Below are 16903 nucleotides of genomic sequence, written 5' to 3' on the forward strand. Positions count from 1 at the left end.
TCGCTTATTTGCCGAACTTCCTGTTTGTTTTACAACCGTTTTCAAAAGCATGAAAGACACTAAAATCCAAACTCTACATCCCGATGCCGATAAAACCAACAAGCTTATTTCGCTGGAGAAATATGAGGTAATCAGGTCTGCTATTTTGGGTATCCTGCAACAAGGCCCGGTAAATCATACGGAGCTTATGCAAGCAATCTACCAGCGTGTAAAGGGGCATTTTTTAGGGAACGCGCATTGGTACGGCGAAACCGTTAAACTCGATCTGGAAGCCCGGCACCTTATACAGCGAAGCAAAACCAAGCCACCCTTGTACAGTTTGGTTTTACAGGACGATGCCGGTTGAATAGAGGCCAAAACAAAAAACCTCTCAGATTTCTCTAAGAGGCTTCTTTTTGTGGTGGCGACTGTGCAAGTCTCGAACTATTTTCGGTCTGATTTGCGTTTAATTGCCGATTTGGATTTATAAATTTCATTCCAACATTGGGAGGATACTATAAAACTCATGTCATAAATTAAAGGTTAAACAATGATATTTTGCTTATTACATAAAGTCTATTTAATAATTGCCCATTGTTCGGTCGGTCTCGCTATGGATCGGTTATTATGACGGTGATACCCATTGAACAGCAGCAAAGATGCCTCATGACAAGGGTGTAGATTTAGTGGCACCAACAGCGTTCAACAGGTAATTACCGGAATCGTATTTTACCTTAGAAAAAAAGTTTTTTTTCTAAACATTTTCAAACACACATTGTTTGAAGAAACATTATCTTGCTGAAACTCCCTGGACAACGCATATTTTCTTATAAGTAAATATATAATTAAATTTATAATTTAGGCACAACCATGAAATGGTATGTTAGCGCTCTTGCTGTTTAATTTTAACGCTTAGTATCTGCTTTATTGAAAAAACTTTACTATCACAATTTATAAACCTAACTGTATGAAAGAAGATCTTTTAAATGAAGTTCTTGCCGGTACCCGGGTGATTAATGAGCACCAGACCGATGCGATTGATGTCAAAGAATTGCTCAAGGTATTGTCTCTTGTCAAAAATGGCAGATTGGATGTTCGAATGCCGGTTACGCAGGCGGGCATCAACGGCCGGATCTGCGAAGTGCTGAACGATATTATTGACATGAACGAGCGTTTTGTTGCCGAGATATCTTCGGCAGAAAGAACTATCGGTAAGCGCGGTAATCTGTCTAAGCGCATTGAACTTTCCGATGCCAAAGGTGAATGGGCTAATGGCGTCAGTTCGCTAAACAACCTGATAGAAGACCTCACTTCACCAACGCTGGAGATCGCCGGCATGATCAACTCGGTAGCAAACGGCGATTTATCCAAACATATTCCCCTGGAGATTAAGGGACACCCGCTAAAAGGAGAATTCCTGCGCATTGCTAAAGAATCTAACCAGATGCTATCCAAACTGCAATTGTTTTCGATGGAGGTAACGCGCGTGGCACGGCAGGTAGGTTCGGAAGGCAAGCTGGGCGAACAAGCCAAAATAAAAGGCGTGGCCGGCGTATGGGCTGAATTAACAGACTCGGTGAACCAAATGGCAGGCAACCTGACCGCCCAGGTGCGAAACGTAGCGGCAGTAACTACTGCCGTAGCCAAAGGCGACCTTTCGCGTAAAATCACGGTAGAGGCCAAAGGCGAGATATTGGAACTCAAGAACACCATTAATACAATGGTAGATCAGCTAAACTCTTTTTCTTCGGAAGTAACGCGTGTGGCGCTAGAAGTAGGCACCGAAGGTAAGCTGGGGGGGCAGGCCAAAGTGCCGGGCGTTGCGGGCACGTGGAAGGATTTAACGGACTCGGTAAATAGGATGGCGGGTAACTTAACTTCGCAGGTGCGGAATATAGCTGGCGTAACTACGGCAGTGGCAAACGGAGACTTATCCAAAAAAATCACCGTGGATGTAAAAGGCGAAATGCTGGAGCTGAAGAAAACGATCAATACCATGGTTGATCAGCTCAACTCCTTCGCTTCGGAAGTAACGCGTGTGGCGCTGGAAGTAGGTACTGAAGGTAAACTGGGCGGACAGGCGCGGGTGAAAGGGGTAGGCGGTGTGTGGAAAGACCTCACCGACTCGGTAAATCAGATGGGCAGTAACCTCACCGACCAGGTACGAAATATTGCCTGGGTAACAACGGCGGTGGCTAAGGGGGATCTTTCCCGAAAGATCACGGTAGATGCTAAAGGTGAGTTATTGGAGTTAAAGAACACCATCAATACTATGGTTGACCAGCTCAACTCGTTTTCTTTTGAAGTAACCCGTGTGGCGCGCGAGGTGGGTTCGGAAGGGCAGTTAGGCGGCCAGGCGAATGTGCCGGGTGTGGGTGGCACCTGGAAGGATTTGACCGACTCTGTGAACCAGATGGCAGGTAATCTCACCGGTCAGGTGCGTAACATCGCCGAAGTAACTACGGCAGTGGCGAAGGGAGACTTGTCTAAGAAAATCACAGTGGATGTACAGGGCGAAATGCTTGAACTCAAGATCACCATCAATACCATGGTTGATCAGCTGAATTCCTTTGGCTCGGAAGTAACCCGCGTGGCGCGTGAGGTGGGTTCTGAAGGGCAGCTGGGCGGCCAGGCAAATGTACCTGGCGTAGGGGGTACCTGGAAGGATTTAACCGACTCTGTAAACAAAATGGCGGATAACCTGACATCGCAGGTGCGTAATATAGCAGAAGTAACTACCGCAGTAGCCAAAGGCGACCTTTCCCGAAAGATCACGGTAAATGCCAAAGGCGAATTGCTGGAATTGAAGGATACAATCAACACCATGGTGGATCAGTTGAGGGGTTTTGCCTCCGAAGTTACCCGTGTGGCGCGTGAGGTGGGTTCAGAAGGGCAATTGGGCGGCCAGGCGAATGTACCGGGTGTAGATGGTACCTGGAAGGATTTGACCGACTCGGTAAATAAAATGGCCGGTAACTTAACCGCCCAATTAAGAAATATTGCTGATGTATCCATCGCGATAGCGAATGGAGACTTATCCAAAAAAATCACGGTGGATGTGCGTGGCGAGATCCTTCAATTGAAGGAAACCATTAATACGATGGTGGATCAGCTGCGCGGTTTTGCATCTGAGGTAACGCGTGTGGCACGTGAAGTAGGTACCGATGGTAACCTTGGCGGGCAGGCATTTGTGCCGGGTGTTGCCGGCACCTGGAAGGATTTAACAGATTCAGTAAACCAGATGTCGAGTAATCTTACATCGCAGGTACGAAACATTGCTGAAGTAACGAAAGCGGTAGCGAGCGGTGACCTTTCAAAAACGGTAATCATCGATGTAAAGGGGGAGATAATGGATTTGAAGAACACCATTAATACGATGGTGGATCAGCTGAATTCCTTCGCATCAGAAGTAACCCGTGTAGCGCGTGAAGTGGGTACCGAAGGCAAGTTGGGCGGCCAGGCGCACGTAAAAGGTGTAGGTGGTACCTGGAAGGACTTAACGGATTCGGTAAACCAGATGGCCTCCAATTTAACCGGGCAGATTCGTGGTATCGCGAAAGTAGCCACAGGTATCGCCAAAGGTAATTTGAAACAGCGCTTATCAATTAATGCTTTGGGTGAGGTAGCCCAGTTAACGGATACGATTAATGAAATGATTGATACGCTGGCGGTATTTGCGGATGAGGTAACCACGGTGGCGCGTGAGGTTGGTGTACAAGGGCGCTTAGGCGGCCAGGCCAGCGTACCGGGCGCTTCAGGCACCTGGAAGGATTTAACGGAGAATGTGAACCAGCTGGCGCAAAACCTAACGGTACAGGTACGTTCAATATCCGAAGTGGCCTCGGCGGTAACCAAAGGCGATTTAACCCGTACTATCCGTGTGGATGCAAAAGGTGAGCTGGAGGCTTTAAAAGATACCATTAACCAGATGATTGCCAATCTGAAAGGCACTACTTTGCGTAACCACGAACAGGATTGGCTCAAATCCAATCTGGCCAAATTTGCACAGATGTTACAGGGCCAGCGCGACCGGAATGCGGTGGCCAATAAGGTATTATCTGAATTGGCCGAACTGGTAAATGCCCGATACGGCGCTTTCTACATCTTAGAGCAACCTGAACTATCGGATGAACCAAAATTGAAATTATTTGCCGGTTACGCGCAAAAAAGCCGGAAGCTGATTGATCAGGAGTTTTCGCTCAATGAGGGGCTGGTAGGGCAATGTGCCACCGATAAGGAACGTATCAGGCTATCTAATGTACCGAACGAATACCTGCAGATCAGTTCGGGCATCGGCAGTGCTGCGCCAATTGATCTGGTGATCTTGCCGGTATTGTTTGAAAACAATATCAAGGCAGTTATTGAGCTGGCTTCCTTTGAGAATTTTAGCGACACCCACATCGACTTTTTGGACCAGCTGACCGAAAGTATTGGTATCGTATTGAACAACATCGAAACCAATACCCGCACCGAAGAGCTGTTGGCACAATCGCAATCACTGGCCAGTGAGCTCTCGTCTCAGCAGGAAGAGTTAAGACGTGCGAATGACGAATTGCATGATAAAGGCCGCTCTTTGGAAGAAAAAGCGGAGCAGCTAACCCTCACCTCTAAATATAAATCGGAATTCCTGGCTAATATGTCGCATGAATTGCGTACACCCCTGAATAGTTTACTGATACTGGCACAGCAGCTTTTTGAAAATCCGGAAGGTAACCTGACCGAGAAGCAACGGATGTTTGCCAAAACCATCCATTCCTGCGGGGATGACCTGATCCAGTTGATCAACGATATCCTCGACTTATCCAAAATAGAGTCGGGCGTGATTGCGGCAGATGTTATGCCGGTTAGTTTTAAAGAGATCACCGCTTTTGCCGAATCTACCTTTAAACCGATTTCTGAAGCCAAGAATCTTAAATTCGAGATTGAGATGGAGGATGGATTGCCCGAACTGATGGAGACGGATATGCAGCGCCTGAACCAAATATTGAAGAACCTGCTGTCTAATGCGTTCAAGTTTACCGAAAAAGGGCGGGTGAAGCTGGGTATTTTCAGGCCGGCACCCGGGCAGGAAAATCCGCTTAGCCCGAATGACTCTGTCATTGCCTTTTCTATCGAAGACTCAGGTATCGGCATTTCCAAAAATACGCAGGGTATTATCTTCGAAGCCTTTCAGCAGGCCGAAGGTTCTACCAGCCGGAAATATGGTGGTACCGGCCTGGGGCTGTCTATCAGCAAAGGCTTTGCCGAGCTGTTAGGTGGTACCATTACAGTAGGTAGCGAACTGGGCAAGGGCAGTACCTTTACGCTCTTCCTGCCGCTCAAATATAAAGAAGAAAAATCGGTGCCGGTTAAAGTAAAAGATGTTTACCACGCGGCGCATATACGAACCAACCTGATTGATAGTGCTGAACTGGCCATTGACGATGACCGTCATAACATTGTGGCGGAAGACAAAGTACTGTTGGTGATAGAGGATGACCTGCGCTTTACCAAGATCCTGATCGATAAGGCGCATGATCTTAACCTGAAGGTGGTGGTTGCGATCAGCTATCTGGAAATATTCGATAGTATCATTAAGTATAACCCGGTTGCAATTACGCTGGATGTGAATATGCCCGAATCAAACGGCTGGAAGATACTGAAGCTTATTAAAGCAGACATTAATTTGAGGCACATCCCCGTACATATCATATCGGGCGAAGATAATAAGCTCATGGCTTTGAAGTCGGGGGCCAGATCATTCAGTCTCAAACCGCTGTCCAATACTTCGCTGGATGAACTGATTTCCGGAATCGTTAACTTCCACCAGCAAGCCAAGAGAAAAGTATTGGTTATAGAGGATAACGAAGAAGAACTAAAGCGCGTATCAGAACTATTGACTAACGACCAGATAGAAATATTTAGTGCAACTACCGCCAAAAAAGCGCTGTCGGTACTGAAAAAAGACTTGTTTGATTGTATCGTGCTGGATTATGTACTGCCGGATGCCAACGGCATGGAACTGCTGCATAAGATTAATTCGCTGAAACAGTCGCAAACCAAGATCTTACTGCATTCCGCGCGTGATTTTACCCAGGACGAACTAATCCAGCTGAAACGGTTGAATCATAAGATCATTACCAAAACGGCTTCATCCCACCTCTACCTCCTCGAAGAGATTCTCGTGTTGCTGCATATCGATAAAAAATATATCAGCGAAAGTAAGCTGAAGATGATTAACAGTGTGCGGGATACCAAAGATGTTCTCGACAATAAAAAGGTGCTCGTTGTGGACGACGATGTCCGAAATCTGTTCGCCCTCACAGCCGTTTTTGAACGGTCAAAGATCGATGTAATAACCGCAGAAAGTGGCCGCGAGGCGCTGGAGATACTGAACAAGGATAAAAGCATTGATATCGTGTTGATGGATATCATGATGCCCGAGATGGATGGTTATGAAACGATTCAGATGATAAGGAAGGAACAGCGAAATAAAAGCCTGCCCATTATTGCTGTAACCGCCAAGGCGATGATCGGCGACCGGCAGAAATGTATCTCATCCGGTGCTTCCGATTATATCACCAAGCCAGTAAAAACAGACCAGTTATTAGCCCTGATGCGGGTTTGGCTGATCAAGTAACATTACACATAGTCTAATGCACAATGCGAGAAGAACCTGTGATTAAGATACTCCTGGTAGATGACAATGAGAATAACCTGCTTTCTATGGAGGTTGTGCTTGAAAAGGAAAAGTATGCTTTTTCTAAAGCTACTTCCGGTAGGGAAGCGCTGCGGATATTATTGAAGGACGATGATTTTAGCTTGATTCTGTTGGATGTAAAGATGCCGATCATGGATGGCTACGAAACTGCCGAACTAATCTATCAACGGGATAAGTTGCGGCATATCCCGATTATTTTTATTACCGCGCATGATTACGAGGAAGCCGCCATATTTAAAGGCTACAAGGCTGGTGCGGTGGATTTTATCCGTAAACCCTTTAATCCTGAAATGTTGCGGTCGAAGGCGGCTGTTTTTACCGACCTCTATCGTAAAAACCAATTGCTGCAAAGGCAGGAGGAAAAAATGCAGGCAATAAACCAGGACCTGATCCAATTAAACCAGGGTTTGGAACAGCGGGTTTTGGAGCGTACGCTCGAGTTGGAGGGCCTCAACCAGGAGTTAAAGGCACTAAACTTGTCTAAGGATAAATTTTTGTCGGTGATCTCGCATGATCTGCGTAACCCGCTCACAGCGCTGCTGGCCTCCTCAGAAAATCTAACCAGGAATGCTGAAACATTGCAGCCCGAGAAGATCAGGATGTTCGCGGGTATTATACAGCGAACATCCCATAAAATATTAGACCAGTTGAATGAATTGGTGGAATGGGCTAAGGAGCAACGCGAGAAGGTAAATTTTGACCCCCAGGAACTGCACCTTCGCCGATGCATCAATGAATCGTTGGATCTGCTCCGGGAAAATGCGCAGCAAAAGGAATTAAGCCTGGAAAATCAGACGTCAGATGAACTGTATATTCACGCTGATGCACTGATGTTCCGCTCTATCTTACAAAACCTGGTTACTAACGCCATTAAATACACCCCGGCTGGCGGAGTGGTATCAGTAAGCGCTTCCGTAGCCGATGGCATGGTGGAGATATGTGTAGAAGATACCGGAGTGGGTATGACGCAACAAACCCGGGCGATGCTTTTTGGAAATGCCAGCGCCGCTTCGCTGTTAGGTACTGCTAAAGAAAGGGGCAGTGGGCTTGGGCTATTACTGGTTAAAGATTTTGTTTACACGCATGGTGGCATGATCCGGGTTGACAGCGAATTGAAGAAAGGAACTTGTTTCCGTTTCACAATGCCAAAAATGAGGTAAAAGACGCTTTATCATTAATGATGTTTAGTTTATGACGCATTTTCAAAACAGAACGGTTGCGATTTTCGACGATGATGAAGATATACTCGCGGTCTGTTCCTATATCCTGACCGAACAGGGTTGGACAGTGCACGCTTTTAATGATTGCAACGATATTTTAAACAAACTGGCCGGTGTTCGCCCCGGCGTTATCTTTATGGATAATTGGATACCCGATGAGGGTGGGATCGTAGCAACACGCGTGCTAAAGGGTTCTGCCGATTTTAGGGATACGCCGGTAGTTTACTTTTCTGCCAACAGCGACATTGAAATATTGGCTCAATGTGCTGGTGCTGATGCTTACCTGGCGAAGCCTTTCGATATAGATGCACTTGAAAAAATGATCGCTAAAGTACAAAGGATCGATATGGCAGGGTTGGGTTAATGAGGCCCCAAAAAAACGATTTTGACGGATTAGAACATCGAACTAATCGAATCAATGAAACTGTGGGTGCTATTTTTGACGCTGTATTTATAGAGAAATAGGGTTGGTTTACACCAGATTGATTTATAAAACCAAGCCACCGGGGTTATCACGGATCAAGCACAAAAAGAGCCTCTCAGATTTCTCTAAGAGGTTTTTGACTTTTGCGGCATTTTTAGCCTTGATATATTATCGCAATAACTTGTTGGTGATAACATCAACAAAAGTAGAAGATCATTGCAGTTAATGTTTTTATGCCGAAGATCATAAATATTAATGATGCACATCTCCACGGGGCATTATTGGGCAAATTACCTTTAACATGTTGGAGAAGTATTCCCTATTTATGTTTTTGGCACTGATATCTGAAATTATCGGTACGGTTTCCGGCTTTGGCTCGTCCATACTCTTTGTGCCCTTAGCCACTTTTTTCTTCGATTTTAAAACTGTGTTGGGTATTACAGCAATCTTCCACGTTTTTAGCAACATCTCCAAAATCTTTCTTTTCCGCGATGGCGTTAATAAGAACATAGCACTCAGGCTCGGAATCCCGGCTATTTTATTCGTGATTCTTGGTGCGTGGTTAACTACCTATATTCCTGTAAAGCCGATGGAGATATTGATGAACACGGCGCTCGTATGTTTGTCAATTTACCTTTTACGCAATTTTAATCGCCGTATTAAACAAACTAACGCTAACCTATATACCGGTGGCGCCGCATCGGGCTTTTTGGCTGGCTTATCAGGAACCGGCGGAGCAATCAGGGGAATTACACTGGCAGCATTTCATTTACCCAAATCAATCTTTATAGCAACATCTGCTCTTATCGACCTTGGCGTTGATAGCAGTCGCGCAGTGATTTACCTTAGTAACGGTTACTTCCATCAATCTTACTGGATATTAATACCTTTCTTAATAGTTATTAGTTTAATAGGTAGTTACATTGGAAAAGTCATTTTAAAATATACTTCCGAAACGCTGTTCAGATATATCGTTGTAACAGTGGTAATCGGTGTTTCACTATTCCAGGTTATCAAGTTATGGGTTGGTTTTTAAAAACCTTTGGTTAAAAACCAGCTAAGGCAAGTGTGGCTGATTGGCCTTATTGTTCATTAGCGGCAACTAATGCTGTAGGCAAAAAAATAAAAAAGCCTCTCAGATTTCTCTAAGAGGCTTTATATTCCGGTAAATGCAGTGTAAAGTAAAATATCGATCCTTTATCCAGATCACTTTCTACTCATACCTGTTAACGCGGCTATCAGCGCTTCCGATGTTTTGTTGAAATAGTCTGCGTCACTTTTGTTTTAACTATGCTACTGTAATTGTTTTAAATAAGGTGTAGCCATCGGTATTATTTCCTGTAATTGAATCTGCCATGTTTCCGTTTAGGCTATCTGAAAATATACTGTCCTGCGTGTTTGAGGTATCGGGAGCTCCGTTGTAACCATTTGTTGCATAAACCGCCGTGTAAGTGGAAACCGGAAAGGCAATTTGCGTTACTAAAAGTGAGCTTCCGCCCGGTGTTAATATTTCAACATGAATGTGTGGTGCTCTGCCCGGATACCAACCGGGGAATATGCTCAGGAACGACACCTGTCCATTTGTATTGGTGGTTTGCCTGCCGCGTAAATAATTCGCACTAGTTTGAGTTGCATATTGAGAGTATAATCCGTCTTTATCACATTGCCAAACATCCACAAGTACGTTTGCAAGCGGAGCACAACCATTGCTTTGGTCATGTATAGTTAGGGTCATTAAAAGAGCAATACCTGTTCTGTCTCCAATGATACTTGCTCTTACATATTGAGCTGGAGTTTGTATGGGGAATGGCCCTTTGGTTTCGGTTGGCGAAATAGTACAATTACCACCACCCGAAGTAGCCGGATCAGTTGCATCATCATCTTTTGAACAAGACGAAATAACAGTAGGTAATGCTATAATAGAGCCTAACCCCCAAAGACTTTTCGTTAAAAAATGTTTTCTTTTCAAAGCTTTAATTTTCTATGTAGATATTTAGTTTTTAAAACATGGGGTGTGGGTTGGCCGAAGTATCAGGAGCAGCCTGTATTACGTCCCAATGTTCAGCTATTTTGTTATTTTCAATTCTGAAGAATTCCGCAATAGCTGATTGTGCAAAGGTGCGACTACCCAATGCGTAAAAACATTGAACAAGTTCAATAAATGGAATTTGCTTTATTTGTTGTGGATGAGTTTTTTTCTTGTTTTGCCTACAAACTCATGGCTGATACCCAGTTAAGCTGCAATCTGATTGGTTTTTCCGGTTAACCATCAAATTTATTAAAAACTGCATTTTTAGCTTCTAAGGGCACTTTAACGCATAAAAAAGCCACTCAGATTTCTCTAAGAGGCTTTCGATTTTTTTTGTGGTACTGGGATCGAACCAGCGACGCAAGGATTTTATTTTTTCTTTTGGAGAGACTCGATGTCACTTAAATCTTTTTGTCGTCCCGAAGCCTCCTTGTTCTTGATAAACTCTGAAACGTTGATGAATTTCACATCAAGCCCATCTACTTCTCCTTCGATTTTATTTGTGTATGCATCATCAAAGTCAACTCCTGAGATGGAATTTAAAATATCTATCCGCAATGGCGGGTACCCTAATTGCGTAACGTAATTATCTTTCAAAAAATCTGCCTCTGTAAGGCCTAACGATGCAAAACCAAAATCCTTTAATACATCGACTAATTTGGCTGCATTTTGCTCACTTGGTTTAATCCAAATGTCCAGGTCGCCGGTATGCCTTGGTCTACCGTGGAAAGCCAGAGCATGGGCACCAACTACCATGTAGTCTACCGAGTGTTGATTTAAGAGCGCAATAAAGTCTATAAAATCCTGTTCGAACATTACATTTTTCTTTGGCTAGCAACTTTATCCATTTTTTGAGGGAACGAACCATTGGCCCATGTAAAATAGTTTTTGCGTAGCCTGAAAACTTCGGCCAGTCTAGCGGCGGGCGTTTGCGCTAACCAAAAGGTTACGTCGAGCGTATCCTCATCTTCCATTTTTACATGGTTTGCTACCATGGCAATCTTACGGTTAAGCTTCATAGGATATTACGGTTATACCAAATTTACAAAAAAAGCACAACAAATGCTTGTTGCTCTGCTAACAAAAAAGCCTCTCAGATTTCTCTAAGAGGCTTTCTACTTTTTCTGTGGTACCAACTGGGATCGAACCAGTGACACATGGATTTTCAGTCCATTGCTCTACCATCTGAGCTATGGTACCGCGTTCCGTTTAAGGTTTGCAAATGTAGCGTTTTTTTTATTCCTGTAAAGTTTTTTTTCAATTTTGTTGGGGGAGGAGTTGGAAGGTTAGAAGGTTGGAAGGTTGCAAGGTTGGTTTTCAGGGATTTATCGGTGTGAGTTCTTCCTTTTTTTTAATCTTTCAACTTTACAACGCCCCAACCTTTCAACATCTTTAACCCTTTTAACTTTTCCAACCTCTCATAACTTTTTTAACATTTAAACCTTGCAACCTTTCAACATTTAAACAATCTTCACAAACTAATTTATACTTTAGCCTTTAATACTATGCATGCATAATGATTGGACAAGCGATTTTCATCATCATACTACTGGCCGCCGCTTACCTGTTTGGTAAGAATGTTGCAAAGGTAAGGCGCAATATATTGTTAGGCAGGGATGCCGACCGCAGCGATAACCCTGCGGCCCGCTGGCGCATTATGGCCAAAGTAGCCCTTGGCCAAACCAAAATGGTAAAGCGCCCCACGGCTGCGGTGATGCACTTTTTCATATACGTGGGCTTCGTTATTATCAACCTGGAAGTGCTGGAGATTATGATTGATGGTGTCTTCGGCTCGCACCGGGTATTCTCCGGGCCGCTGGGCAGCTTGTACGGACTGCTGATTGGCAGTTTCGAGGTGTTGGCTTTGCTGGTGCTGGTATCTTGCGTGGTGTTTTTGGCGAGGCGCAACATCATCAAATTAAAACGCTTCAGCGGCACGGAGATGACGGCCTGGCCAAAATCTGATGCCAACTATATTCTCATTACAGAGATCCTGCTGATGACGGCCTTCCTTACCATGAATGCTGCCGACTATAAACTGCAGGCTTTACACATTGGGCATTACGTTGCTGCGGGCAATTTTCCGGTGAGTGGCCTTATAGCGCCCTTGCTACCCGCAGGTGCGGCGCCGCTCGAATTCATCGAACGCGGTTGCTGGTGGTTCCACATCGTGGGGATACTGGCATTCCTCAATTACCTGCCCTATTCCAAGCATTTCCATATCCTTTTGGCATTCCCCAATGTATATTACTCCAATTTAAAGCCCAAGGGCGAGTTTAGCAATATGGCATCGGTAACCAACGAGGTAAAGGCCATGCTCGATCCATCCTTTGTGCCCGAAGCTACCGAGGTGAGCCGCTTCGGCGTAAAGGATGTTACTGACCTTACCTGGAAAAATCTGATGGAGGCCTACACCTGCACCGAATGCGGCAGGTGCACGTCTGTTTGCCCGGCAAACATCACCGGCAAGCTGTTATCGCCCCGCAAGATTATGATGGATACCCGCGACAGGCTAACCGAAGTAGGCAATAATATAGATAAGCACGGCAAGGATTACACCGACGATAAAACCCTGCTGGATAATTACATCACCCGCGAGGAGTTATGGGCCTGCACCACCTGTAATGCCTGCGTAGAGGCTTGCCCGGTAAACATAAACCCGCTGGAGATTATTACCGAGATGCGTCGCTACGTGGTGATGGAAGAATCGCAGGCGTCGGCCAGCCTCAACAACATGTTCGGCAATATGGAGAATAATGGCGCCCCCTGGAAGTACAGCCAGGCTGATAGGTTGAACTGGGCGGAAAAAAGTTGATGTGCAGATGTGCAGATTTCAGATGTGCAGATTAATGTCGTTTACTTAGGAGTTGGCCCGCTCTGTAGCCTCACCCCAGCCCCTCTCCAAGGGAGAGGGGCTAAGAATATTAAAGTCCTCTCCTTTGGAGAGGATTTAGGTGAGGCTTCTAAGCAGCTTAAGTTTACGATATGCAAATAAAGAATTGATAAAGAAATTTTAAAATGGAAAAAGGTTACGAATTGTTTATCGAAAAAGTGGCAGCCTCTAAATTGGTTTGGGGTTTAAAGGATAAGAAGGGCTGGGCGAATTCATCGTCGGCGGAGGATGAAGAGGTGGATGTGATACCGTTTTGGTCGGAGCGGGCGTATGCTAAGGCTAGCGCGCGCGACGATTGGAAGGATTATACGCCGACGGAAATTCCCCTGGCTTTTTTCCTGGAGGAGTGGTGCGTGGGCATGGCCGAGAACGATACGCTGATAGGGACTAATTGGGACCCAAGGATGATAGGACAGGAGGCCCAGGCGCTACAAATTGCGCTGGATATCCTCAACCAGCTAAACGTAATCAATTCGGCCATAAAATTTAGTAGCTACAGCAGCATCAACGAGTTTATTGCCGATATAAAGGAAGAAGAGTAATCGATTGCCAGTTTGCAGTTTTAAAATAGAAGATGGAAGAAACCCCAAATAAATCCGAAATCGAAATTTCGAAATCCGAAATATTAACTGTGCCTACCATGGCCCAAATGGCTGCCGAAGGCAAAACGCCCGAAATACTTTTTTGGGTAGGCTGCGCAGGTAGTTTCGACGAGCGGGCGCAGAAGATTACCCGCGATATCTGCAAGATATTGCAGCATACCGGCATAAGCTACGCCGTATTGGGCACCGAAGAAAGCTGCACCGGCGACCCGGCCAAGCGGGCAGGCAACGAGTTCCTGTTCCAGATGCAGGCTATGACCAATATAGAGCTGCTGAATGCTTATGAGGTTAAAAAGATTGTAACCGGCTGCCCGCATTGCTTCAACACCATTGCCAACGAATACCCCGGCCTTGGCGGCAAATATGAGGTGATACACCATACCCAGCTGATACAGGGCCTTATTGACGAAGGCAAGCTGAAAGCCGAAGGCGGCGAAAGCTTCAAAGGCCGCCGCATTACCTTCCACGACCCATGTTACCTGGGCCGGGGAAACGGCGTTTATGAAGCACCCCGCGCAGCTTTAGAGATTTTGGATACCGAACTGGTAGAAATGAAACGCTGCAAAAGCAACGGCCTTTGCTGCGGCGCCGGCGGTGCCCAAATGTTCAAGGAACCCGAAAAAGGCAACAAAGACATCAACGACGAGCGCATGCTTGATGTGCTAGAGGCTAAAGCCGATGTCATTGCCTCAGGCTGCCCCTTCTGCATGACGATGCTAAGCGATGGCGTAAAGCACATGGATAAAGAGCAGGAAATAAAAGTGCTGGATATTGCAGAGATAACGGTTAGGGCTAATGGGTTGTAAGGGGGAACTTACCACCACAGCCTCACCCCAACGTCATTGCGAGGAACGAAGCAATCTCTACGTAGGACAAGTGGTCATGCATAGCCGCCATGCTTATCGGGAGATTGCTTCGTACCTCAATGACGCGGTGGTGAGCTAATTCGTCCTTATAACGCTTTCCTCTTCAAAAAAGTAATCGCTTCTTTCAAACTATCCAATCTCCCGGGCGCAAATTTGCTTACCGGGATTTTGAGCGATGTGGCTACCGAATCCAAATCGCCATTAGGGTCATCAAACGTTTGGATGATGATATCATCGGTAAGGGTGCGAATCTGGAGGCTGTCGGCCAAAGTATCGGCAGCGGCGCGCTGATAATCTATCCCTTTGACGCGTTTGATATTGAAGGAATAATACTCCTGGTTGCCCTGTTGATAAGTTTTCCGGATGCGGATAAAATGGTCGGTAGTGAGGGTTATTTCCCAATGGGCTATGTTCGGCTCGCCTGATGGATTATAGGCCTCCGTTAAGGCCCTGTTGCTCCAGTTCACCCATGCCTGCTCGTCCATAATGGCCGCAAAGCCGTACAGCAGGGGCATTATGAGCAATGCGGTGGCAATAAAGGATGCTTTTTTCATCTTTGGTAGAAGTGATCTTAGCATGACAACAAACACTATCCCCAAGTTAATAAATTGAATAAATTTGCTTTATGGAATTTTCTTCACATTCGAGGGTTTGGGTGTACCAGTCCGACCGTAAACTAACCGATGCCGAAACCCTGCAAATACAGGTATTGCTGGATAATTTCACCACCGTATGGACGGCCCATAGCAACCAACTGAAAGCCAAAGCCGAAATCAAGTACAATCGCTTCCTGATTTTGTTTGTAGACGAAAGCCAGGCAGGCGCAAGCGGATGCTCGATAGATAAATCGGTAAACTTTATGAAACAGATGGAGCAGCAGTTCGGCATCAACCTTTTCGACAGGTTCAACCTGGCTTACCGCAACGGCGAAGAAATATTATCAGTGCCCCGCAATCAGTTTGAAGAGCTGCTGAAGCAAGGGAAAATTACCTCAGAAACCATCGTTTTCAACAACCTGGCCCAAACCATTGCCGACCTGCAAACCAAATGGGAAGTTCCTTTTAAAGATAGCTGGCATAAGCAGTTGTTTGGCGATTTGGTGGTGGCGTAACAGTTATTAAATTTGTTTATGACAACTTTCACCGCACAAGTAAAAGATAGCGACGCCGAGTTGATATTAACTATTTTGAAGAAGTTTAAAGCTAAAGTAATCGAAGCTCCCAAAGAAAGCGAACTTACTTTAGAAATAATTGATGCGTTAAAGGAAGTTAAGCAGATGCAGGAAGGTAGCCTTAAGCCGCTAAGCCTTAAAGATATCTAATGCCTCATAAGATAATTTACTCTTCGCGCTTTATACAGCTATCATAAATCCCAGCTAATTCCTATTCTTCATCACCCGTTTTGCCAGTATTTAGCTTTGCAATTGCAATTTTGTAGTTAACTTGCAATATGGAAAAGTACGACAGCCGCGTTGATGCCTATATTGAGAAATCGGCAGATTTTGCAAAACCCATTTTAAAACACCTGCGCGAGCTGGTGCACCGCGCCTCGCCCGAGATTACCGAAACCATGAAATGGAGTGCGCCGTTTTTTGAGTATAACGGGGTGCTTTGCTTTATGATGGCCTTTAAGCAACACGCCGGCTTCGGTTTCTGGAAAGCGGACCTGTTGCCCGACCCGCACCAGATACTCCACACCGAAGGTGGCGAATCGGCTGGCAGCATAGGCAAGCTCACCACCCTTGCCGATTTGCCCGATGATGATATCCTGATCTGGTACATCCGCCAGGCCATAGCGCAAAAGGGCACGTTAAAGGCTGCCAAACCCGCAGCGGTAAAAAAGGTTGCGGCCAAGACTGTAGCCGTAGCCATGGATACCCCGGCCTACCTTGCCGAACTGCTCGACCAAACCCCCGCCGCCAAAGAACACTTCGAAAAGTTCAGCCCATCGCAAAAGAAGGAATACATCACCTGGTTTGAAGATGCCAAAAGCGAAGCCACGCGCGAGAAGCGTTTGAAGGAAGGGCTGGAATGGATAAGTGAGGGGAAGACGAGGCACTGGAAATATAAGTAGCAAAACACTGTCACCATTAAGTTGAAGAAAAATGCTTATGGGATTGCGCGGATAGGCGTAGACACGCAGCATAGAATCCCTGGTTTTTTTTCTGCTCGAAATAAGCATCATTCGGGA

Annotated in this window: 15 protein-coding genes and 1 tRNA gene; 11 read left to right on the plus strand and 5 right to left on the minus strand. The window is 45.6% G+C overall.

What is annotated here, in order from left to right:
• The first annotated feature begins 49 nt into the window (after positions 1-49).
• The 5 genes from AC1DYT_RS01810 (at position 50) to AC1DYT_RS01830 (ending at position 9359) form a co-directional block, all read left to right on the plus strand.
• Positions 50-346, plus strand: a complete 297-nt coding sequence (locus AC1DYT_RS01810; protein WP_477467943.1) for a DUF6958 family protein — start codon at positions 50-52, stop codon at positions 344-346.
• A 600-nt stretch (positions 347-946) separates the two neighbouring features.
• Positions 947-6598: a HAMP domain-containing protein gene (locus AC1DYT_RS01815; RefSeq protein ID WP_477467944.1), complete on the plus strand. Its 5652-nt coding sequence runs from the start codon at positions 947-949 to the stop codon at positions 6596-6598.
• A 38-nt stretch (positions 6599-6636) separates the two neighbouring features.
• Positions 6637-7839 carry a hybrid sensor histidine kinase/response regulator gene (locus AC1DYT_RS01820; RefSeq protein WP_477467945.1) on the plus strand — a complete coding sequence of 401 codons (1203 nt, stop codon included), beginning with the start codon at positions 6637-6639 and terminating at the stop codon, positions 7837-7839.
• Positions 7840-7870: 31 nt separating this feature from the next.
• Positions 7871-8263, plus strand: coding sequence for a response regulator (locus AC1DYT_RS01825; RefSeq protein ID WP_477467946.1), 393 nt, complete (start codon positions 7871-7873; stop codon positions 8261-8263).
• A 361-nt stretch (positions 8264-8624) separates the two neighbouring features.
• The gene (locus AC1DYT_RS01830; protein ID WP_477467947.1) at positions 8625-9359 is read left to right on the plus strand and encodes a sulfite exporter TauE/SafE family protein; all 735 of its coding nucleotides are present in this window, start codon (positions 8625-8627) and stop codon (positions 9357-9359) included.
• Positions 9360-9611: 252 nt separating this feature from the next.
• Here AC1DYT_RS01830 and AC1DYT_RS01835 read toward each other — a convergent pair whose 3' ends face one another.
• The 4 genes from AC1DYT_RS01835 to AC1DYT_RS01850 all read right to left on the minus strand — a co-directional run bounded on the left by AC1DYT_RS01835 (position 9612) and on the right by AC1DYT_RS01850 (position 11552).
• Positions 9612-10292 carry a dioxygenase family protein gene (locus AC1DYT_RS01835; RefSeq protein ID WP_477467948.1) on the minus strand — a complete coding sequence of 227 codons (681 nt, stop codon included), beginning with the start codon at positions 10290-10292 and terminating at the stop codon, positions 9612-9614.
• Between the two features lie 429 nt (positions 10293-10721).
• Positions 10722-11168 carry a nucleotidyltransferase gene (locus AC1DYT_RS01840; protein ID WP_477467949.1) on the minus strand — a complete coding sequence of 149 codons (447 nt, stop codon included), beginning with the start codon at positions 11166-11168 and terminating at the stop codon, positions 10722-10724.
• Complete coding sequence (locus AC1DYT_RS01845) at positions 11168-11371, minus strand: hypothetical protein (RefSeq protein WP_477467950.1); 204 nt, start codon at positions 11369-11371, stop codon at positions 11168-11170. Before AC1DYT_RS01845 ends, AC1DYT_RS01840 begins: the two co-directional genes overlap by 1 nt.
• Before the next feature lie 108 nt (positions 11372-11479).
• A tRNA-Phe gene (locus AC1DYT_RS01850) sits at positions 11480-11552 on the minus strand.
• 316 nt (positions 11553-11868) lie between these two features.
• Between AC1DYT_RS01850 and AC1DYT_RS01855 the strand changes: the two genes are divergently transcribed.
• The 3 genes from AC1DYT_RS01855 to AC1DYT_RS01865 all read left to right on the plus strand — a co-directional run bounded on the left by AC1DYT_RS01855 (position 11869) and on the right by AC1DYT_RS01865 (position 14653).
• On the plus strand, positions 11869-13167 hold the full coding sequence (locus tag AC1DYT_RS01855; protein ID WP_477467951.1) for a 4Fe-4S dicluster domain-containing protein: 1299 nt from the start codon (positions 11869-11871) through the stop codon (positions 13165-13167).
• 203 nt (positions 13168-13370) lie between these two features.
• Positions 13371-13787, plus strand: coding sequence for a DUF2750 domain-containing protein (locus AC1DYT_RS01860; protein ID WP_477467952.1), 417 nt, complete (start codon positions 13371-13373; stop codon positions 13785-13787).
• A gap of 32 nt (positions 13788-13819) precedes the next feature.
• Entirely contained in the window at positions 13820-14653 is an 834-nt protein-coding gene (locus tag AC1DYT_RS01865; RefSeq protein WP_477467953.1) for a (Fe-S)-binding protein, read from the plus strand.
• A 146-nt stretch (positions 14654-14799) separates the two neighbouring features.
• Here the strand turns inward: AC1DYT_RS01865 and AC1DYT_RS01870 are convergent, their stop codons facing one another.
• Positions 14800-15267, minus strand: a complete 468-nt coding sequence (locus AC1DYT_RS01870; RefSeq protein WP_477467954.1) for a hypothetical protein — start codon at positions 15265-15267, stop codon at positions 14800-14802.
• Positions 15268-15338: 71 nt separating this feature from the next.
• Between AC1DYT_RS01870 and AC1DYT_RS01875 the strand changes: the two genes are divergently transcribed.
• The 3 genes from AC1DYT_RS01875 (at position 15339) to AC1DYT_RS01885 (ending at position 16786) form a co-directional block, all read left to right on the plus strand.
• Complete coding sequence (locus AC1DYT_RS01875; RefSeq protein WP_477467955.1) at positions 15339-15824, plus strand: ABC transporter ATPase; 486 nt, start codon at positions 15339-15341, stop codon at positions 15822-15824.
• Positions 15825-15842: 18 nt separating this feature from the next.
• Positions 15843-16034 carry a hypothetical protein gene (locus AC1DYT_RS01880; RefSeq protein WP_477467956.1) on the plus strand — a complete coding sequence of 64 codons (192 nt, stop codon included), beginning with the start codon at positions 15843-15845 and terminating at the stop codon, positions 16032-16034.
• Positions 16035-16162: 128 nt separating this feature from the next.
• On the plus strand, positions 16163-16786 hold the full coding sequence (locus AC1DYT_RS01885; RefSeq protein WP_477467957.1) for a YdeI/OmpD-associated family protein: 624 nt from the start codon (positions 16163-16165) through the stop codon (positions 16784-16786).
• Positions 16787-16903: the final 117 nt, after the last annotated feature.

The organism is Mucilaginibacter sp. P1_D10 (genome assembly GCF_056406215.1).

What these genes read in the sequence shown, in the direction of transcription:
- AC1DYT_RS01810 (WP_477467943.1), top strand. Translation starts at nt 50, where the DNA reads ATGAAAGACACTAAAATCCAAACTCTACATCCCGATGCCGATAAAACC.
- AC1DYT_RS01815 (WP_477467944.1), top strand. Translation starts at nt 947, where the DNA reads ATGAAAGAAGATCTTTTAAATGAAGTTCTTGCCGGTACCCGGGTGATT.
- AC1DYT_RS01825 (WP_477467946.1), top strand. Translation starts at nt 7,871, where the DNA reads ATGACGCATTTTCAAAACAGAACGGTTGCGATTTTCGACGATGATGAA.
- AC1DYT_RS01830 (WP_477467947.1), top strand. Translation starts at nt 8,625, where the DNA reads ATGTTGGAGAAGTATTCCCTATTTATGTTTTTGGCACTGATATCTGAA.
- AC1DYT_RS01840 (WP_477467949.1), bottom strand. Translation starts at nt 11,168, where the DNA reads ATGTTCGAACAGGATTTTATAGACTTTATTGCGCTCTTAAATCAACAC.
- AC1DYT_RS01845 (WP_477467950.1), bottom strand. Translation starts at nt 11,371, where the DNA reads ATGAAGCTTAACCGTAAGATTGCCATGGTAGCAAACCATGTAAAAATG.
- AC1DYT_RS01855 (WP_477467951.1), top strand. Translation starts at nt 11,869, where the DNA reads ATGATTGGACAAGCGATTTTCATCATCATACTACTGGCCGCCGCTTAC.
- AC1DYT_RS01860 (WP_477467952.1), top strand. Translation starts at nt 13,371, where the DNA reads ATGGAAAAAGGTTACGAATTGTTTATCGAAAAAGTGGCAGCCTCTAAA.
- AC1DYT_RS01865 (WP_477467953.1), top strand. Translation starts at nt 13,820, where the DNA reads ATGGAAGAAACCCCAAATAAATCCGAAATCGAAATTTCGAAATCCGAA.
- AC1DYT_RS01870 (WP_477467954.1), bottom strand. Translation starts at nt 15,267, where the DNA reads ATGAAAAAAGCATCCTTTATTGCCACCGCATTGCTCATAATGCCCCTG.
- AC1DYT_RS01875 (WP_477467955.1), top strand. Translation starts at nt 15,339, where the DNA reads ATGGAATTTTCTTCACATTCGAGGGTTTGGGTGTACCAGTCCGACCGT.
- AC1DYT_RS01880 (WP_477467956.1), top strand. Translation starts at nt 15,843, where the DNA reads ATGACAACTTTCACCGCACAAGTAAAAGATAGCGACGCCGAGTTGATA.
- AC1DYT_RS01885 (WP_477467957.1), top strand. Translation starts at nt 16,163, where the DNA reads ATGGAAAAGTACGACAGCCGCGTTGATGCCTATATTGAGAAATCGGCA.